The sequence below is a fragment of the Verrucomicrobiia bacterium genome (genome assembly GCA_035946615.1).
GTDB lineage: Bacteria > Verrucomicrobiota > Verrucomicrobiia > Limisphaerales > UBA8199 > DASYZB01.
Genome location: DASYZB010000018.1, coordinates 19,080 through 34,892, shown reverse-complemented (window position 1 = coordinate 34,892; position 15,813 = coordinate 19,080). Strand labels below are relative to the sequence as shown.

The following is a 15,813-nucleotide window of genomic DNA, read 5'->3' as shown; positions in this document are numbered from 1 at the left end:
TCGAAGGGGGACTTATGTTGAGTGGGTATGCGCGCAGACATGCGTGTGATACAGACATACTATCTATATCATGTCAACAGAAAAAATGCGCCTAGAAGCAGTTTTTTCGTCTTTTCAGAAAATTACGTGCGGATCAGGGATTGTGGTTGCCCTTTGCCAATCGCCCGGCAAAACTGGTGAAGATGAAAGATTTGTTATGCCTTTCCCACTAGCCCACCCGGCTGCGGTGTTGCCGCTCAGGCGGTGGTGTCCAAGGTGGTTTTGTTTCCCGGCGCTGGTCGTTGGCAGTGTCGTGCCGGATTTGGGTTACCTTTTTGGAAGATTCGGGGATATATCGCACCGGGTCTCGGGCAGTTTCCTGTTCAGTCTTCCCGTGGGCCTCGTCGTGTTGTGGGCGCTGGACAGAATCTCCGCCCCGGAGTTCAAGCTGGCCCCGTCGCGGTTCAAGCGCGCGCTCGGACCGTTGCGCATCGAGCGCCCCTTCTCATGGTTTATCATCATTGCATCCTTGCTCGTGGGCGCCTGGACCCATCTGCTCTGGGACGCCTTTACACACCGGAACGGCTGGTTTGTCGAGCACCTCCCCGCGCTCCAAGCCCCTGTCTTTTCATTGGACCATCGCCAGGTGCGCGTGTGTCACTTCCTTTGGTATGGCAGCTCATTTGCCGGGCTGCTCTGGTTAATGCTGGCGTTCAGTGCAAAACAGCCGCCTCCGGGAGCAGCGCCAGGGTGCATCCCACAAAAAACTGCGTGGCGCGACGCTATCCTGGTGGCTTTGTTGGTGTTGCCCATCGAGATTATCCATCACCTGCTCCGCGGACCCGCGGGGCTGGTGCTCGTCGGCCTGTTAAGCCTGCTCTTGGTGATTGGAGTTGCTCTTCACCTCGGGTCCGAAGAACAGACGGGCCTTACCACAGGCCGGGAGGCGCCAGTTCCACGAGCTATCGATACTCCTTCTTGACTGCCCGCTTGCTCAACCGTATGACGCAAGGGCGCTTAGGGACAAATTTGCCGTGGAAGTGGAGGTCCCAGGTCACTCGCTTAGGCAAATCCACGCCCGCTTAAAACACTTAAAGGATTTGCATGCCGGAGGCTGCTCCTTCGACGAGAGCTAGAACTTTAACGCCGCTTGCCCGGCCCCCGGCCTTAGGGTATACCCCACGGCGTGAACCAAAGGAAAACATTCCGTCACCGCAGCACTGAACAACCGGCCGCCAGTGGAACCAGAGCCTACCGACTCAAAATCACCCTGCGCTACCTCGCGCCGCCAATCTGGCGCCGCGTGCTGGTGCGGGAGGATATCCCGCTCGGTCAGCTCCACGGACTGGTGCAGCGCGTGATGGGTTGGAGCGGCGGCCACATGCACGAATTTCGGATGCCGGCGCGTGGATTCGGCCCACCTTTGGGCACTTTCGGCAACGAGGGGGAAGACGAAGACGCCACGGTGCTGCGCGAGGTGCTGGTGCGCACAGGGCAGATGCTTCTTTACGAGTATGACTTCGGTGATGGCTGGCTGCATGGTATCCAATTGGAAAAAACTCTCCCGTTGGAGCTTGGCTGGCGCTATCCGGTGTGCCTGGCGGGCGCGCGCGCCTGTCCGCCGGACGATTGCGGCGGCCCGCCCGGCTACGCTCAACTCGTGGAGGCTCTCCGAGACCCCGGGAACAAAGCAAACGCGCAATTGTTGGAGTGATGCGGGCCGTGGGACCCTGAGAGCTTCGATCTGGAGTCCGTCAACCGCATGCTGTCCCGGTAGCACCGTGGACCAGCCCATTTCTGCAAGTCCCCAGGAAGAGACAATACTTCGGCATCTCCGGTGTCCTTGCAATTGCCGGCCCCGCCCGGCAGCATTGGCCTTGATGAGTTCCATTGATCGAAACGGTCCATGCCCTTGCGGCAGCGGTAGAAAATACAAGAAATGTTGCGCCTGGAAGGATGCGGCGGTACGCGCTGCGGCGGGAATCTGGCATTGTGCCTTGCGGGTTTGGGTCGAAAAGCCGAAGCCCTGGCGTCTTTGGACCGCGCGCTCGAACTCGATCCTGCCTACGAACCTGCGCGTACCAACAGGAAAGCCATCGAAGCAATGAGAGAAGGCAAACCCTTCGTGCCCGGGATAGTCGCCGAGACCGAGTACTATCGCGAGCGGATTGAGGCGGAGCAGGCGCACTGAGCTACTGGATAAACAACGGGCCATAGTGGCCAAAATCTGCAGGCCACCAGTCCTGCGAGTCGGTCATCAGCGCCGCGAGGTCCTTCTTCACCGCCGGCAGGTCGAGGCTCTTGAACTCTTCGGCGTAGTTAAAGTCCTCGCCCATCGGATTGGACTTAGAGGAATGCTGGTGCAAGCAGCTCGAGCTTTAGCTGGTTGGGCCACCAGTCGCGGTTCGACGTGCCGCCGCCGGCAGTTTGATGGAACGGACATTTTGATTCGGTTGACATAATTTTCTCCTTTTTTTCATTCTGCGAAGTGGGCCAGTCCTTGCTGTTTTCCTGCCAGGGTCATGAGTCGAGTCAGAGATGAGTAAATGTACCAAATGATAACAATATGCAAGTGCGGCATTGCAATGTTTGCTTTGCAGCGTTTCTATACAGGTTCAGGTGGATGTCCGGTTTCATACTGAGGGCAACTGAGAGGGAGAGTCGTTTATGTCGAAATTCGAGCTGACCATCGGTTTGGTGGGCGCCGGGATGTTCGGCGGGGAGGCCCATCTGCGCGCTTACGCCGGCGTCCAGCGCGCCGGCATCAGCCCGCAACTCAGCCGCATCGGTCTCGACGGCTGGGCGCGTGAATTCGCCCCTATCCAGTTCCAGCTTGTCGCTATTGCGACACAGACTCGCCGCTCCGCGCAGCGGGCTTGCGCGAAGTTTCGGGGTTGGACCGCTCATCTTCCCAGGGATTACTTCGGCGAGAAGCCGTGGCGGAAGATGCTGGCGGACTTTCCCAACATCGACGTGGTCGCCGTGGCAACGCCCGATCATCTGCATACGCCGGTCATTCTCGACGCCTTAAAAGCGGGCGCGCATGTCATAACCGAGAAGCCGATGTGCCTCGAAATGGCGGAAGCCGACCGGCTCATCGAGTTGTCGCGTCAGAAGCAGCGGCTGGTGGCGGTCGATATGCACAAACGCTTTGACCCCGACCATCGGCACATTCGCTCGGAGGTTCTGGGCCAAATCGGCAAGCCCCTTTATGGTAACGCTTACCTCGAGGAGCCGCTCGAATTGTCCGCGCGCGCATTCAAATGGGTCGAGCACAGCGACCCCTTTAGCTACGTCGGCTCGCATTGGGCCGATTTGGTGCAGCATCACTACGGCTGCAAGCCGGTATCTCTGACGGCTGTGGGCCAAAAGCAACGACTGGCGCGCCAGGGGATCGACGCTTACGATGCCGTTCAGGTCCGAGTCGATTATGATAATGGCCTGAGTTTCACCTTCCACAATAACTGGATCACCCCGCCTGATTTCGAGGGACCTGTCAACCAGGGTCACGAAATCGTCGGCGCCCACGGCAAGTTCGAGAGCGACCAACAATATCGCGGGCTGCGCTGGTGGGCGGAGGGCCGGGGGAGTCGAACCGCCAACACTCACTTCATCCGCCGGGTGGAGCGTCCGGACGGCTCGTCGGGGTGTGTGGGCTATGGCATCGACAGCCTGACCGCCGGCCTGGCGGCCATTTGCCGCATGAAATTCTTCGGAGCGTCGCGGGAGAGTTTGGAGGCAATATATCCCACCGCTGAGCAGGCCCGGGTTGTGGTGGCTATCGTTCAGGCCGCGCGGGTCGTGCGTGATTTGAATTTCAAATACCTCAAGCAGGGCAAAGGCGCTCCTGTGACAGCGCGCTTAGGCCGGGAGGGCATCACTCTTGTCGATCCAACCCGCGCCGCTGCACGAAGCTCGGCGGTGTTCCGAAGAATCTACAGCAGGCCGATTTGATTTCTGCTTGCTCACCGCAGCGCGATTGGTAATCGGCCGTACCGCCGGCTGGCAGTCGGCGACTTTTGCCTGTGGCCCTGGTTTCATCGTCATAGTCAATCTTGCTAATCCGTGTTGAAAGCCCCAGTATCCACGATGTGTTAGCGTCGTTGGCGCGCTGGAAATTCAACCTTGAGATTTCACTTGGGGCGATTGTCCTGTTATTCCTTGGCGGGGGCGCGCTGTCCCCGGCCTTTGCGGAAGCGGTCGCTCTGCAGCAGCAACTTTTCGACATCTGGCCAGCAGGCGAAGGTTGGGAGCAAAATACCGTCACTGCCCTGCTTCAGACCCGGAACGGCTACCTTTGGCTGGGCACCTATCATGGCCTGGTGCGGTTCGACGGGGTTCGTTTTACGGTGTTTGATTCAAGCAACACCAGCGCGCTTAAAGACGGGTTGATTACCAGCCTGTATGAGGACCCAGGGGGGGCGCTTTGGATTGGACATGAAACCGGGCAATTGTCGCGGCTGGTGAACGGGCAATTCGAGTCCATCGCGCTGGGCTCGGGCTGGCCCGGGGGAGTCATTGAGGCTATCAGCTCCGATGAGCATGGAGATGTTTGGCTCCTGAACGATTCGGGAACTTTTTTCCGCGCGCGCGATGGTTACGGTCTCTGCGTTCCGGGCGGGGCTTCTCCAAGCCGCAAGGCGGTTCTGGCTCGTTCCCGCTCAGGCCGGTTGTGGCTCGTTTCCAACGGCCAGGCGGCCACCCTCGAGCAGGACAAACTCGTTCCTTTCCAGTTTCCCGACGCGCAGCCCACGGTTTATTTTGAACGGGTGCTGCCCTCTTCGGATGGAGGGATGTGGGTGGTAGGCAATGGCCGAATACGCAAGCTACGCCAGGGCAGGTGGGTGGCCGCTATGCCCAGCGGTTCGGCAGTAGCGGCTTCCATCACCTGCCTGCTTGAAACCCAATCGGGCGCTCTGCTGGCCGGCACCCTGAGGGACGGCCTTTATCTGCTGTTTGCCGGCGCTGAACCGATTCATTTTAGCCGCACCGACGGGTTGTCCCACGATTGGGTGCGCGCCCTGTGCCAGGATTTGGAAGGTAATCTCTGGATCGGAACCGGAGCCGGTTTCGACAGCCTGCGGCCTAAAAAGGTCCAAATGCTGAATGCCCCTGACGGCTGGCGCGGGTGCGCGGTGCTTTCCTTTGCAGTTGAAGACGACGGCTCGGCCTGGATCGGAACCGAAGGGGCCGGTTTGTATCATTATGGCCAAGGCCAATGGACCACATGGACTGAGAGTTGCGGGTTATCGAATCTTTTTGTTTGGTCTGTCCTCGAGACAAAACAACGGCAATTGCTGGTGGGGACATTCGGTGGCGGATTGCTTGTCAAAGAGGGCGAGCGCCTTGTTTCCGAAGGCGACTTGGCCAGGATCAGTGCGCCCGTCGTCGCTTTGTATGAAGGCCGGCAGGGAGAAATCTGGATTGGAACGACCACGGGGCTGTACCGGTACCAGAACGGTAAAATCACCTGGTCGGCCAGCAAAGACAAACTCGTCCTGCCCGATGTTCGGGCGATTGCCCAATCGGCTGATGGAACTCTCTGGTTCGGCATGTCGGGCGGCGGCCTTGGCTCATTCAAGGACGGCGTGTTAAAGCAGATTCGCAAAAAGGACGGACTGAGCGGGGATTTCGTCGTTTCGTTGTGTCCCGAGGAAGATGGGACCCTTTGGGTGGGAACCTCAGATAACGGGATCACTCGCCTGAAGAATGGGAGATTTGATATCATCAGCACCAGCCAGGGCCTGCCCACCCCCATCGTCACTCACCTGGTCGATGACGGCGAAGGCAACCTCTGGATTGGGTCGCATGCCGGGATTTTGCGGGCGAGCAAGGCTGAGTTGAATCGGTGCGCCGATGGCGCGAGCAGCTTGGTCAACTTCCTCGGTTATGGAAAATCCCAGGGACTGGCCTCACCCATTTGCTCGGGCGGCTTTCAACCCGGGGCTGCCAAAGCCGCCGATGGGCGATTATGGTTTCCGACGGCCAAAGGTCTTGCCGTGGTCGATCCAGCCGGAGTAACCACCAATACCGTGCCCCCTCCGGTCCACATTGAGGCCATTCAGGTCGATGGCCGTCCATTGGAGGAATGGGTGGCTGGGAAATCCGCGTCTGGGAATGGCAGGGCTTTCGGTGGGTCTCGCCAATCTCCCCTGTTCAGGGGCCAGCAGGCAGTCGGTCTTCTGGGCCCGAGGCCGGGGGCGCTCCGGGAACAGGGCTCCTTGCGCATTGGTCCAGGCTCAAAAAGCTTCGAGTTCAAGTTCACCGGATTGAGCTTTGTTGCGCCCGATAAAGTGCGTTTCCGCTATCGCCTCGATGGTCTCGAAAGTGAGTGGACACTTCCCAACACGAAGCGTTCTGCTGAATACAGTTTCCTGCGCCCGGGCAAATACGTTTTTCGGGTGACTGCCTGCAATAATGACGGCATTTGGAACCCGGTCGGCGCGTCGGTTGCGTTCGAGGTGCTGCCTTACTTCTGGCAGACCTGGTGGTTCGAAGGGAGCGCGCTCGCTGCAGGTGCGGGGGTGGTGGGCGCGCTGGTTGTTTTGGCGACCCGCCGCCGGTTGCGCCGCCAATTCGAGCAACTGGAACGCCAGCGGGCCCTGGAGCGCGAGCGGGCCCGCATCGCGCGAGACATCCACGATGACCTGGGCGCCAGCCTGACGCGGATTACCCTGCTCAGCCAGTCTGTCCGGAGCGAAATTGAAAGCGGCCAACAGGCGGCCGATCTCGACCAAATTTACAGCACCGCCCGGGAACTGACCCGCGCGATGGACGAAATCGTGTGGGCGGTCAACCCCAAGCACGACACCTTGGACAGCCTGGTCACTTATCTGGGACGGTTCGCCCAGAATTTTCTCAGCACCGCGGGCCTGCGCTGCCGTCTGGAGGTCCCGCTGCTTTTGCCGCCCTGGGCGCTGACCTCCGAGGTGCGGCACAATGTCTTTCTGGCTTTCAAAGAGGCACTGAATAATGCCGTCAAGCACGCCAATGCCACCGAAGTCCGCGTTTCGCTCCAACTGGAACCCGAGGGATTCGTCCTGCTGCTGAGCGACAACGGACGCGGCTTTAATGGTGTGGCCACCCACTCCGTGCCGCTCCCTGGGGCGGGGCGGGTGGCCGCCGGCAACGGCCTTCTGAACATGCAAAAGCGCTTGGAAGAAATTGGCGGGCGTTGCGAATGGGACAGCGCCCTGGGGGAGGGGACGCGCGTCCGGCTCGTGGTTTGGCGTCATCAAAACTCACGACATCCCTTTTCCACGGTATGAAGTATAACAGGACCGTGGCTATCGCCGTTTCCATTGTCGAAGATGATGCCCAGGCGCGCAAAATCCTGGCGGGCTGGATTACGCGAGCAGCCGGTTTTCGCGTGGCGGGCGAATGGGGTGACGCCGAGGCCGCCTTGGGCCTGATGGCGGAAAAGAAACCCGACGTCGTCCTGATGGATATCAATCTGCCGGGCATGAGCGGCGTCGAGGCGGTGAAACGGCTTAAACCGCTCCTGCCCCAAACCCAATTCGTGATGTTAACGGTTTACGAGGATGCCGATCATATTTATGACGCCCTGGCCGCCGGCGCCACCGGCTACTTGCTCAAGCAAACTCCCCGGCAGGAATTGCTCGAAGCCATGGAAGAAGTGCACCGGGGCGGTTCGCCCATGACCAGCAATATCGCACGCAAAGTCGTCCAATCCTTTGGTCAGACGCAGGCCTCCTCTGCGGCAGGCGAGGGGCTTTCTCCCCGCGAACAGGAGGTGCTGGACCTGCTGGCGCGCGGCTATCTTTACAAGGAAATTGCCGAGCGCCTCAATATCAGCATTCCCACCGTCAATACCTACGTGCGCCGCATGTACGAAAAACTCCATGTCCGCTCGCGCGCCCAGGCTGTCGCCCGGTTCACCCGGATGGACCAGGATGAGCCGAGGTCTTCCAGCACCACTCATTGAGCAGGCTAAGGCCCGGCTTGCCAACGCGGGTGTGTTGTCCAACACCGAAGGAGTCTTTGATCATGTCGATAGCGCGCGCGGCGCCTTGCATGGCCATGAGCGAGAATTCTTCGCCGATGGCTGTGCTCTTGATTGGTATCGTAAGCCACCAGGCATCCGGGGCATGACCGAAGATGTCGCGGGCCAACGCCAGCAATACGCCAGGCTCGGCGGCATGGGCAATGATTTGGGAGGACGCAGCGGGCGCCAGCTTGCGAAGCTGCACCTCACGAGAGCCGTCGAGGGCAGCATCGACAAACACGACCACTTGCGCCTGGGCGATGGGGTCTGCCAGCTCGGGTGTGAGTAATCCACAAGAGAGGGTCTGCACGCCAGGAAGCGAAAGAGTCGCGATACGCTCGGCGACCTTGGGGCCGACGCCGTCATCGCCGCGCAAGGTGTTGCCGTAGCCTATGATGAGGAGGGGCCCTTTCGAGAACGAGAACGAGGAGGAGCAATCGGGCTTGAAGGACATGGGACTAAGCACCTCGTGTGATCTCGCGCACGACATGTCCGTCGGGAGCGATCAGGCGGATGTGCAGAGGCATTTGGCCAACAGCATGGGTCGAGCAGCTCAGGCAAGGGTCGTAGCAACGGATGCCATGCTCGATGCGGTTGAGGACCGGCTCGGGAATGGTTTCGCCGCGCACATAATGGCGGGCAATCTGGGCCACGGTGCGGTTCATGGCCAGGTTGTTCTGGCCGGTTGCCACGATGAGGTTGACCTTACGCAGAAGCCCTTCGCGATCGACGGTGTAATCATGGAAAAGGGTTCCCCGGGGCGCCTCGCTCACGCCAACACCACGAAGACTGTTGATGCCGGCGTCGGCGCGTAGTTCGTCACTGAGCACATCGGGATCTTCGAGACCGGCCTCGACATGCTCGATGGCGGCCAGGATTTCAATCAATCGCGCATAGTGATACAGGAACGAGGAGGTCACTGCTCCGCGCCCTAGTTTTTTGAATTTCTTCAACTCGGCATCGGCTTTAGGGGAGCCCATTTGGCGGGCAATATTCAACCGGGCCAGCGGCCCTACGCGGTACATCCCTTCGGGAAAGCCCAGCGGGGTGTAATAAGGCGATTTAAGGTAGGAATTGGGTTGGACGGCTTCCCCGATATATTCCTGGTATTTTTGCGGGTCGAGTTGGTCGGCGATGATGCTGCCGCTGCTGTCGGTGAAGCGGAGCTTGCCGCCGTGATGTTCCCAGGTCCCATCGGGGCCGACCAGGCCCATAAAGAGGGATGGGAAATTGCCGAAAATCTGCGCCTCGTGCTTATGCGAATCGAGGGTTTGTTTGAACAGGTCGAAGGCGATGTTGCTGGTGGCGTAGGCCTCGGGTAACCAGGCCCGAATCCGGGCGCGGCCTTCTTCGGAGAGGGGCGAGCGCACGCCGCCGGGGATTGCCCAGGCGGGATGGATTTTTTTGCCGCCCAGTATCTCGATGATCTCCTGGCCGAATTGGCGCAAGCGGATGCCCGAGCGCGCCAAATCGCCCCGCGCCGCGATGAGCCCGAACACATTGCGTTGGGCGGGCGCAGTATCCCAGCCCAGCAGGAAGTCGGGCGCGCTCAAGTGGAAAAAGCTCAAGGCGTGGCTTTGGATAATCTGGCCCAGGTTCATCAAGCGCCGGAGCTTGTCTGCCGCCGGCGGGATGTTGACTGCCATAATTGCGTCGCCGGCTTTGGCCGAGGCCAGCAGATGGCTCACCGGGCAAATGCCGCATATCCGAGGGGTAATGCCGGGCATTTCAAAGAAGGGGCGGCCTTCGCAGAATTTCTCGAACCCGCGGAATTCAACGACGTGGAACTCAGCGTCCGCCACATTGCCGGCGTCATCGAGAAAAATGCTGATTTTAGCATGTCCCTCGATGCGGGTGACTGGGTCTATAATGATTCGTTTAGACATTTTTGCGCTCTTTGCGTTCTTTTGCGGCTATTCATCGCTCTCGGATTTCGAATTGTCATCAGCCAAACTTTAATTGCGCGCCTTCGAGTTTTGGTTCCTGGCCGCTCAGCACCTGGGCTATCAGAGTTTTGATTCGCTCGGCTGGGGGCGGGCAGCCGGGCAGGAAATAATCCACGTGCACAACCTCGCGCACGGGCATCACCCGCTCGAGAAGGGCCGGAACAATCCCCGGTTCCCTGGGAACGCTGGGATTGGATTGCGCCCCTTCGACGTAGGCCCGCTGCAGGACGCTCTCGCCATTGCCCAGGCCGAGTTGATTGCGAATGGCCGGGACATTGCCCGTTACGGCGCAATCCCCAAAGGCCAGGAGGACCTTCGTGCGCTGGCGGACTTTGCGGATGATTTCGAGATTGTCTTCGTTGCAAACCGCCCCTTCGACCAGGCAGAGATCGACCTTTTCCGGATACTCTTTGACATCAATCAACGGGCTGAAAACAAGGTCGATCTTCCCAGCCAGCTCGATGAGGAATCCGTCCAGGTCCAGGAAAGACATGTGGCAACCGGAACAGCCGCCCAGCCAAACGGTGGCAACTCGCGGGCGCGGCGAAGGATTTTTCGATGGGTTGGCTTGCATGGCTATTCCGAAATCCATTGTTTCTTCTCGCGCGCGGTGACGATGAATTCCAATTTCGTGCGGTCGCGTTGCATTTCGGAGACGGTCACTCCTTTATAGAACAGGGCGCCGGTGGGGCAGCCCATAACGCATTTGCCGCACTTGGTGCATGTCTCCGAACTGCCCCAAGGCTGGCTCAGGTCGGTGATGATCCGCGCCGCAGCGCCGCGTCCGGAGACGTTTTTGGTGCCCGCCCCCTCGATGTGCCAGCAGACGCGCACGCAACGCCCGCAGAGGATGCAGCGGTTATGGTCCATTCCAAAGAGCGCGTGGGTGTTATCGACGTTCCATTTGGGGAAGCAGTAGTCGAAGCGGACGTGGTCCATGCCCTGGTTGTACGCGAGGGTCTGGAGTTCGCAATGGCCGTTGGCAACGCAGACTGAGCAGACGTGGTTGCGTTCGGCAAAGAGCAGTTCGAGGGTCATCCGGCGGTACTTGCGCAGCCGGTCGCTGTCGGTCTGGACATCCATGCCTTCAGCGACGCGCGTGGTGCAAGCCGGCAGGAGTTTGTTCACACCGGCCACTTGCACGAGGCACAGCCGGCAGGCCCCCACATCATAGACGCCATCGAGATGGCACAGGGTCGGTATCTGAATGCCGGCCTCGGTGGCCGCTTCGAGGATGGTGGCGTTCTCCTCGGCGCTGACCTGCTTGCCGTCAATGGTTAGAGTTTTTGCGGCCATGGCTAATTTTCAAGAAGGGCGAACATTTTTTATTGAGGAGTCCTGTGGAGTTTCTTTCCCATAGCCGTTTGGGCCGAACAAATCTTCCTGGAGCAGGTCCATATATTCCTGGCGGAAGTAGCGCAGGGTGCTCAGGACCGGGTTGGGCGCGGTTTGGCCCAGGCCGCAGAGGCTGGTGTTGCGGACCATGTCACAGAGTTCTTCGAGGCGCTGGAGGTCGCGCAGGGTGGCTTTGCGTTCGAGCAGTTTACAGAGCAGATGGTGCATCTGCACCGTCCCGGCGCGGCAGGGGATGCATTTGCCGCACGACTCGTCCATGCAGAATTCCATGAAGAAGCGGGCGACATCGACCATGCGGGTGGTTTGGTCCATCACGATCATGCCGCCTGAGCCCATGATCGAGCCGAGCTTGGTGAGCGAATCATAATCAACCGGGGTATCGAGCGCCTCGGCAGGGATGCATCCGCCCGAGGGGCCGCCCGTTTGCACGGCCTTGATTTTTCCACCTTCCGGAGCGCCCCCGCCCATCTCCTCAACGATCTTGCGCAGGGTGGTGCCCATGGGGACTTCGATCAGGCCGGTATTATTGATCTTGCCGGCAAGCGCGAAGACCTTGGTGCCTTTGCTCTTCTCGGTGCCAATGCCGGCAAACCAATCGGCCCCCTTGCGGATGATCGTCGGCACGTTGGCAAAGGTCTCGACATTATTGATGAGCGTCGGCGAGTCATATAGACCCCGCTCGGCGGGAAACGGGGGGCGTGGACGCGGCGTGCCGCGCTTGCCTTCCACAGAGGCCATCAGGGCAGTTTCCTCGCCGCAAACAAACGCCCCGGCGCCGATGCGCAGGTCGATATTGAAATGGAATGGGGATTCAAAGATGCCGCTGCCCAGCAGGCCGTATTGTTTGGCTTGTTTGATTGCGGTTTGGAGCCGCGCAATGGCCAGGGGATACTCGGCCCTCACATAAATGAAGCCCTGGTTGGCGCCCACGGCGTAAGCGCCGATGGCCATTCCTTCCAGGACACTGTGCGGGTCGCTCTCGAGAACACTCCGGTCCATGAAGGCCCCGGGGTCCCCTTCGTCCGCGTTGCAAATGACGAATTTCTGCTGGCTGGGCGTCTTGGCAACCGTGGCCCATTTCAGCCCGGTGGGATAGCCCGCTCCGCCGCGTCCACGCAAGCCGCTCTTGATCATGGACTCGACGACTTTTTTAGGGGTCATTTCGCGCAACACGTCGTGCAGGGCCTGGTAGCCCTCGGCGGCAATGTACGATTCGATGCGTTCCGGATCGATCAAGCCGGTGTTGGCCAGAACAATCGGCGCCTGCTCCCTGAAGAAGGGATGATTGGCGTCGCCTTTCTGTACCGATGTCGTGCCGCCCTTGAGGGTGGCCACCAGGGATGCGGCGTCCTCGGGTGTGACCTTCTGATAAAGAGGACCCGGGGCATTCGAGCTAACCTCGACTGTTGCCCCTTCCTCGGCGCTGTCCAATTGGACCAGCGGACCTTGGCAGCAGAGTTTCATGCATCCAACGCCGCGGACCTCCACTTCTCCTTCCAGTCCTGCCTCTTTGACGGCCTTTTCCAAGGCTTCTTTGACGCCTTTGGAGTTCGAAGACATGCAGCCCGCCGCGATGCAGCAGCGCAGAGTGTGCTTTTTGCGCCCGGCGCGTTCTTTCTCCGCAATTTCGATGAGATCATCAAGAACCATGGGCGAGCCATCCTTTCACATGTTCCAGAGCCGAAGCCGGGTTCTGGCGGGGAGTCACATTGCCGTCATAGACGACCGCCGGGGCGATGCCGCAGGCGCCTATGCACCGGGCGGTCAGCAACGAGAGCGCATTATCCGGGGTCGTCTCTCCTGACTTGATATGGGCGGTTTCTTCGAGCGCGGCCAGGATTTTATCAGCGCCTCGGACGTAACAGGCGGTGCCCATGCACACGACGCACGTATGCCGGCCTTTGGGCTTGAGTGTGAAGAAATGATAAAAGGTCGCCACGCCATAGACCCGGCTGGCGGGGAGCCGGAGCTTGTAGGCGATGAAGAGCAACAGGTCGTCTTCGAGGTAACCAAAGAGTTCCTGGGCCTTGTGCAGCACCTCGATCAGGGCGTCCTGCTTGAACTGGTGCTTCTTCATGTGGGCTTCCAGGATTTTGAAGCGTTTGTCACCGCTGGCATGCTCCAGAATCTTCGGCAGCCGGTTGGGCTTTTTGCTTTCGAGCGTCAGCATCATATTCTTCCTCGGGCCTCGATCGGGCCGGCACCGTTGTCATCGTTTCCAAACCTGCTCCCAGTCCCATCCCACCTTAACCGCCAGGCAACCGGTTGACTGCGCCGGAATTGGCATTTGATAAACTTTTTTTGCCAACAAGATTTATCAGAGTTGATATTTACGAAGGTAAGACACAATAAGTCTTCATCGCCTTTGGACTGTGGAAAACGCGGCCTGACTTTAGGGGGGTGGTATAAGGACCGTTCGTTTTGATGGCTGGTGGTCGCCGCGGACCTTCGGAGGGCGGAGGTGTCGCCCTAGAATCCCGAGGGGATTGCGCCCTCCAGCCCAGGGTCGCGACCCCGCCCTTTCAACACGAGCTTATTCATTTTGGCGCGGGCTGAGCTTTTTCCCGGCGCAGCGTTTGCGTTGAGAGGATTAGACAGGGCGGGGGAGCTACCCTGGGAAAATTGCCGCGGAGCCGAGCCAACCTCGAAGAGGTTGCGCCCGTTCGACGCTTCCATTAATCCCACGCGTACCGCTCGTTCCACTGTATGCCGTGCTCGCGAAGCAAAGCCCGAAGTTTATCCTGAAAGCTCGCGCAGGAAAGGTCGGCGTTCTTTGGTTGAAAAAACAGATGGATGTAAACCTGCAGAGAGGGATTGTGGCACAGGTTTAGTTGGATTCTAAGGGCCCCGCGTCCAGTGCAGCGAATCGTTAGAGGATGAGATCATTGGAGAAGTTTCCTCGTCTCCGTTTGGCGCGCTGCTTCCGAAACAGGCTTGTGAACCAAATCGACCAGCAACCCAGTGCTTTCTCGGAATGGCGGCCTGTGATGATGGATCAGAAACAGACCAGCTCCATCCATTTCAATCTCACCGAGAACGATGGTTTAGTCGCCGCGATTCAAGGTGTGATTAATGGCCCCCGGGGCTGAGCTCGGCGCTGACGCTGGCGCGCCCTCCTTTGCCACTCCGTGGGGCCGGCAGTGTGCTCCGAAAACCGCTTGGCGACTGGTTTTAGTCGCGCCTGCTCAGCGTCACGAGTACTCCGATGAGCACACCCGTGCCGAAAGCAATGCCAAGGGCCTGATATGGATGCTCGCGGATGGTTTTGTCGGTTGCTTTGGCGGCGGCGGCCGTTTGGTCTTGAAGGCGCTCGCAAACCTCTTTGGCTTTCTCGATTGCGTTTTCGAGCTTAACCCTCATTTCGCCTTTTTCAATATCCACACGATTTGGTGCTTCCATAGATTTTATTTTGTTACGTTACTTTCGCTCACGTTAGGCATTTTTGCAAGTATGTGCGCCCAATGGTTTATCGATTTGTGTTTGCGGCGCATTCGCTGAAAGGGAAAGCGGTGCAGCAATTGCGCGAAGTGGCCTTCATGCCCGCTAATCACAAGTTGTGACGAGTCATTCCATTTCAAGTCGAATTGTTTCATGCGCAGCTACTTATATTTAAACTTCAGGAAATGGCACGAGCCATGCCTAATGCTCCCGTGAAGCGGTTGCTTTGTTTGAAGCAATCCTAAAATAAAAAACAGAATAAACCAGAATTATGAGCGAAACGAATAGCCAAACCCCTCCTGCAACGTCAACCCCTTGCACGTGCAACTGCGCGCCAGTTCAAGCTGCCCCTCCTGCCCCCAATCAGGCTCAATGTCAGCCCGCTGCCGCCGCTGCGCCTTCACCATCTAAACCCGCCAAGCGGAATCCGCGCAGGCGCTAATCATAACCAAAACCAACGAAGGGATGAGGTCACCCTAATAGAACGTACTGGCGCTGCCTGGGAGAAGGGGCAGCGCCAGTTTTTGGTTTGCACAAGAGGAGTCGAATGAGTGCAGATTTTGCGCGAATGCCCTATGCCTTCGAGTTACACCTGAAGAACTCGTGAGTGCTGGAATTTTTCTTGTGCCTAAAATCCAACAGGTTACAATTACCAGCGATTCTTTGGTATGGAATTAGCCCTATTTTCTCATATGAACGACGTGCTGCAGAACCTCCTGAAACTCCAGGCCCTGGAGTTTGACCAAACCCACGATAAAAAAGCCCAATCTCAAATCACCGAGCTGCGCGCGCTGATCCCGCAGCCCATCCTGGGCCATTACGAACGCCTCGCCGTGCGCGGCAAGAAAGGAGTGGCCGTGGTCCGCAACCAGGTTTGCACCGGATGCCACATGCGCCTGCCTATCGGCACCATCAACACACTTATGCAAGGCGCCGACATCCAGCTTTGCGATACTTGCGGACGCTATCTCTATCTGCCAGACCCCGCCGAGAGCCAGTTTGTTGAGAACATTGCCGCGACGAAGCCCGCCCCGAAGGCCGCACCCAAGCCACGAAAACGCAAAGCGCTTGCTCCAGTTGTCTAAGCTG

The 15,813-nt window shown here is 58.9% G+C and carries 15 protein-coding genes and 1 pseudogene; 8 read left to right on the top strand and 8 right to left on the bottom strand.

Features of this window, described 5'->3' with window-relative positions; genetic code table 11:
• Positions 1–196: 196 nt before the first annotated feature.
• The 3 genes from VG146_03135 (at position 197) to VG146_03125 (ending at position 2,170) form a co-directional block, all read left to right on the top strand.
• Positions 197–961: a DUF4184 family protein gene (locus VG146_03135; protein ID HEV2391336.1), complete on the top strand. Its 765-nt coding sequence runs from the start codon at positions 197–199 to the stop codon at positions 959–961.
• Positions 962–1,165: 204 nt separating this feature from the next.
• On the top strand, positions 1,166–1,693 hold the full coding sequence (locus VG146_03130) for a plasmid pRiA4b ORF-3 family protein (protein ID HEV2391335.1): 528 nt from the start codon (positions 1,166–1,168) through the stop codon (positions 1,691–1,693).
• A gap of 225 nt (positions 1,694–1,918) precedes the next feature.
• On the top strand, positions 1,919–2,170 hold the full coding sequence (locus tag VG146_03125) for a tetratricopeptide repeat protein (protein ID HEV2391334.1): 252 nt from the start codon (positions 1,919–1,921) through the stop codon (positions 2,168–2,170).
• Positions 2,171–2,177: 7 nt separating this feature from the next.
• On the opposite strand, the pseudogene VG146_03120 reads toward VG146_03125, so the two are convergent.
• Positions 2,178–2,439: pseudogene (locus tag VG146_03120) on the bottom strand (catalase-peroxidase).
• 207 nt (positions 2,440–2,646) lie between these two features.
• Between VG146_03120 and VG146_03115 the strand changes: the two are divergent.
• The 3 genes from VG146_03115 to VG146_03105 all read left to right on the top strand — a co-directional run bounded on the left by VG146_03115 (position 2,647) and on the right by VG146_03105 (position 7,924).
• Positions 2,647–3,933 carry a Gfo/Idh/MocA family oxidoreductase gene (locus tag VG146_03115; GenBank protein HEV2391333.1) on the top strand — a complete coding sequence of 429 codons (1,287 nt, stop codon included), beginning with the start codon at positions 2,647–2,649 and terminating at the stop codon, positions 3,931–3,933.
• A gap of 137 nt (positions 3,934–4,070) precedes the next feature.
• Positions 4,071–7,247: a two-component regulator propeller domain-containing protein gene (locus VG146_03110; protein HEV2391332.1), complete on the top strand. Its 3,177-nt coding sequence runs from the start codon at positions 4,071–4,073 to the stop codon at positions 7,245–7,247.
• Positions 7,244–7,924, top strand: a complete 681-nt coding sequence (locus tag VG146_03105) for a response regulator transcription factor (GenBank protein ID HEV2391331.1) — start codon at positions 7,244–7,246, stop codon at positions 7,922–7,924. The genes VG146_03110 and VG146_03105 overlap by 4 nt, the downstream gene beginning before the upstream one ends.
• Here the strand turns inward: VG146_03105 and VG146_03100 are convergent.
• Genes VG146_03100 through hoxE form a run of 6 tightly spaced genes read right to left on the bottom strand, consistent with a single transcriptional unit; the run spans position 7,875 to position 13,459 of the window.
• Complete coding sequence (locus tag VG146_03100) at positions 7,875–8,438, bottom strand: hydrogenase maturation protease (protein HEV2391330.1); 564 nt, start codon at positions 8,436–8,438, stop codon at positions 7,875–7,877. The two genes, VG146_03105 and VG146_03100, sit on opposite strands and share 50 nt — an antisense overlap.
• Positions 8,439–8,442: 4 nt before the next feature.
• A complete protein-coding gene (locus VG146_03095; GenBank protein HEV2391329.1) occupies positions 8,443–9,870 on the bottom strand; it encodes a Ni/Fe hydrogenase subunit alpha in 1,428 nt (475 codons plus the stop codon).
• Positions 9,871–9,928: 58 nt separating this feature from the next.
• Entirely contained in the window at positions 9,929–10,522 is a 594-nt protein-coding gene (locus tag VG146_03090; protein HEV2391328.1) for an oxidoreductase, read from the bottom strand.
• Positions 10,507–11,226, bottom strand: a complete 720-nt coding sequence (gene hoxU / locus VG146_03085) for a bidirectional hydrogenase complex protein HoxU (protein HEV2391327.1) — start codon at positions 11,224–11,226, stop codon at positions 10,507–10,509. The genes VG146_03090 and hoxU overlap by 16 nt, the downstream gene beginning before the upstream one ends.
• Positions 11,227–11,235: 9 nt before the next feature.
• Positions 11,236–12,936: a NuoF family protein gene (locus VG146_03080; protein HEV2391326.1), complete on the bottom strand. Its 1,701-nt coding sequence runs from the start codon at positions 12,934–12,936 to the stop codon at positions 11,236–11,238.
• Positions 12,926–13,459 (bottom strand): bidirectional hydrogenase complex protein HoxE, encoded by a 534-nt coding sequence (hoxE, locus tag VG146_03075; GenBank protein HEV2391325.1) that lies wholly within the window; start codon positions 13,457–13,459, stop codon positions 12,926–12,928. Before hoxE ends, VG146_03080 begins: the two co-directional genes overlap by 11 nt.
• 763 nt (positions 13,460–14,222) lie before the next feature.
• Here hoxE and VG146_03070 point away from each other — a divergent pair.
• Positions 14,223–14,375 (top strand): hypothetical protein, encoded by a 153-nt coding sequence (locus tag VG146_03070; GenBank protein ID HEV2391324.1) that lies wholly within the window; start codon positions 14,223–14,225, stop codon positions 14,373–14,375.
• Positions 14,376–14,457: 82 nt separating this feature from the next.
• Here VG146_03070 and VG146_03065 read toward each other — a convergent pair whose 3' ends face one another.
• Positions 14,458–14,685: a DUF883 C-terminal domain-containing protein gene (locus tag VG146_03065; GenBank protein ID HEV2391323.1), complete on the bottom strand. Its 228-nt coding sequence runs from the start codon at positions 14,683–14,685 to the stop codon at positions 14,458–14,460.
• A gap of 731 nt (positions 14,686–15,416) precedes the next feature.
• Between VG146_03065 and VG146_03060 the strand changes: the two genes are divergently transcribed.
• A complete protein-coding gene (locus VG146_03060) occupies positions 15,417–15,809 on the top strand; it encodes a C4-type zinc ribbon domain-containing protein (protein HEV2391322.1) in 393 nt (130 codons plus the stop codon).
• Positions 15,810–15,813: the final 4 nt, after the last annotated feature.

Coding starts and splice junctions, on each gene's coding strand:
- VG146_03135 (HEV2391336.1), top strand. CDS start 197: ATGCCTTTCCCACTAGCCCACCCGGCTGCGGTGTTGCCGCTCAGGCGG.
- VG146_03125 (HEV2391334.1), top strand. CDS start 1,919: ATGTTGCGCCTGGAAGGATGCGGCGGTACGCGCTGCGGCGGGAATCTG.
- VG146_03115 (HEV2391333.1), top strand. CDS start 2,647: ATGTCGAAATTCGAGCTGACCATCGGTTTGGTGGGCGCCGGGATGTTC.
- VG146_03105 (HEV2391331.1), top strand. CDS start 7,244: ATGAAGTATAACAGGACCGTGGCTATCGCCGTTTCCATTGTCGAAGAT.
- VG146_03100 (HEV2391330.1), bottom strand. CDS start 8,438: ATGTCCTTCAAGCCCGATTGCTCCTCCTCGTTCTCGTTCTCGAAAGGG.
- VG146_03095 (HEV2391329.1), bottom strand. CDS start 9,870: ATGTCTAAACGAATCATTATAGACCCAGTCACCCGCATCGAGGGACAT.
- VG146_03090 (HEV2391328.1), bottom strand. CDS start 10,522: ATGGATTTCGGAATAGCCATGCAAGCCAACCCATCGAAAAATCCTTCG.
- hoxU (HEV2391327.1), bottom strand. CDS start 11,226: ATGGCCGCAAAAACTCTAACCATTGACGGCAAGCAGGTCAGCGCCGAG.
- VG146_03080 (HEV2391326.1), bottom strand. CDS start 12,936: ATGGTTCTTGATGATCTCATCGAAATTGCGGAGAAAGAACGCGCCGGG.
- hoxE (HEV2391325.1), bottom strand. CDS start 13,459: ATGATGCTGACGCTCGAAAGCAAAAAGCCCAACCGGCTGCCGAAGATT.
- VG146_03065 (HEV2391323.1), bottom strand. CDS start 14,685: ATGGAAGCACCAAATCGTGTGGATATTGAAAAAGGCGAAATGAGGGTT.
- VG146_03060 (HEV2391322.1), top strand. CDS start 15,417: ATGAACGACGTGCTGCAGAACCTCCTGAAACTCCAGGCCCTGGAGTTT.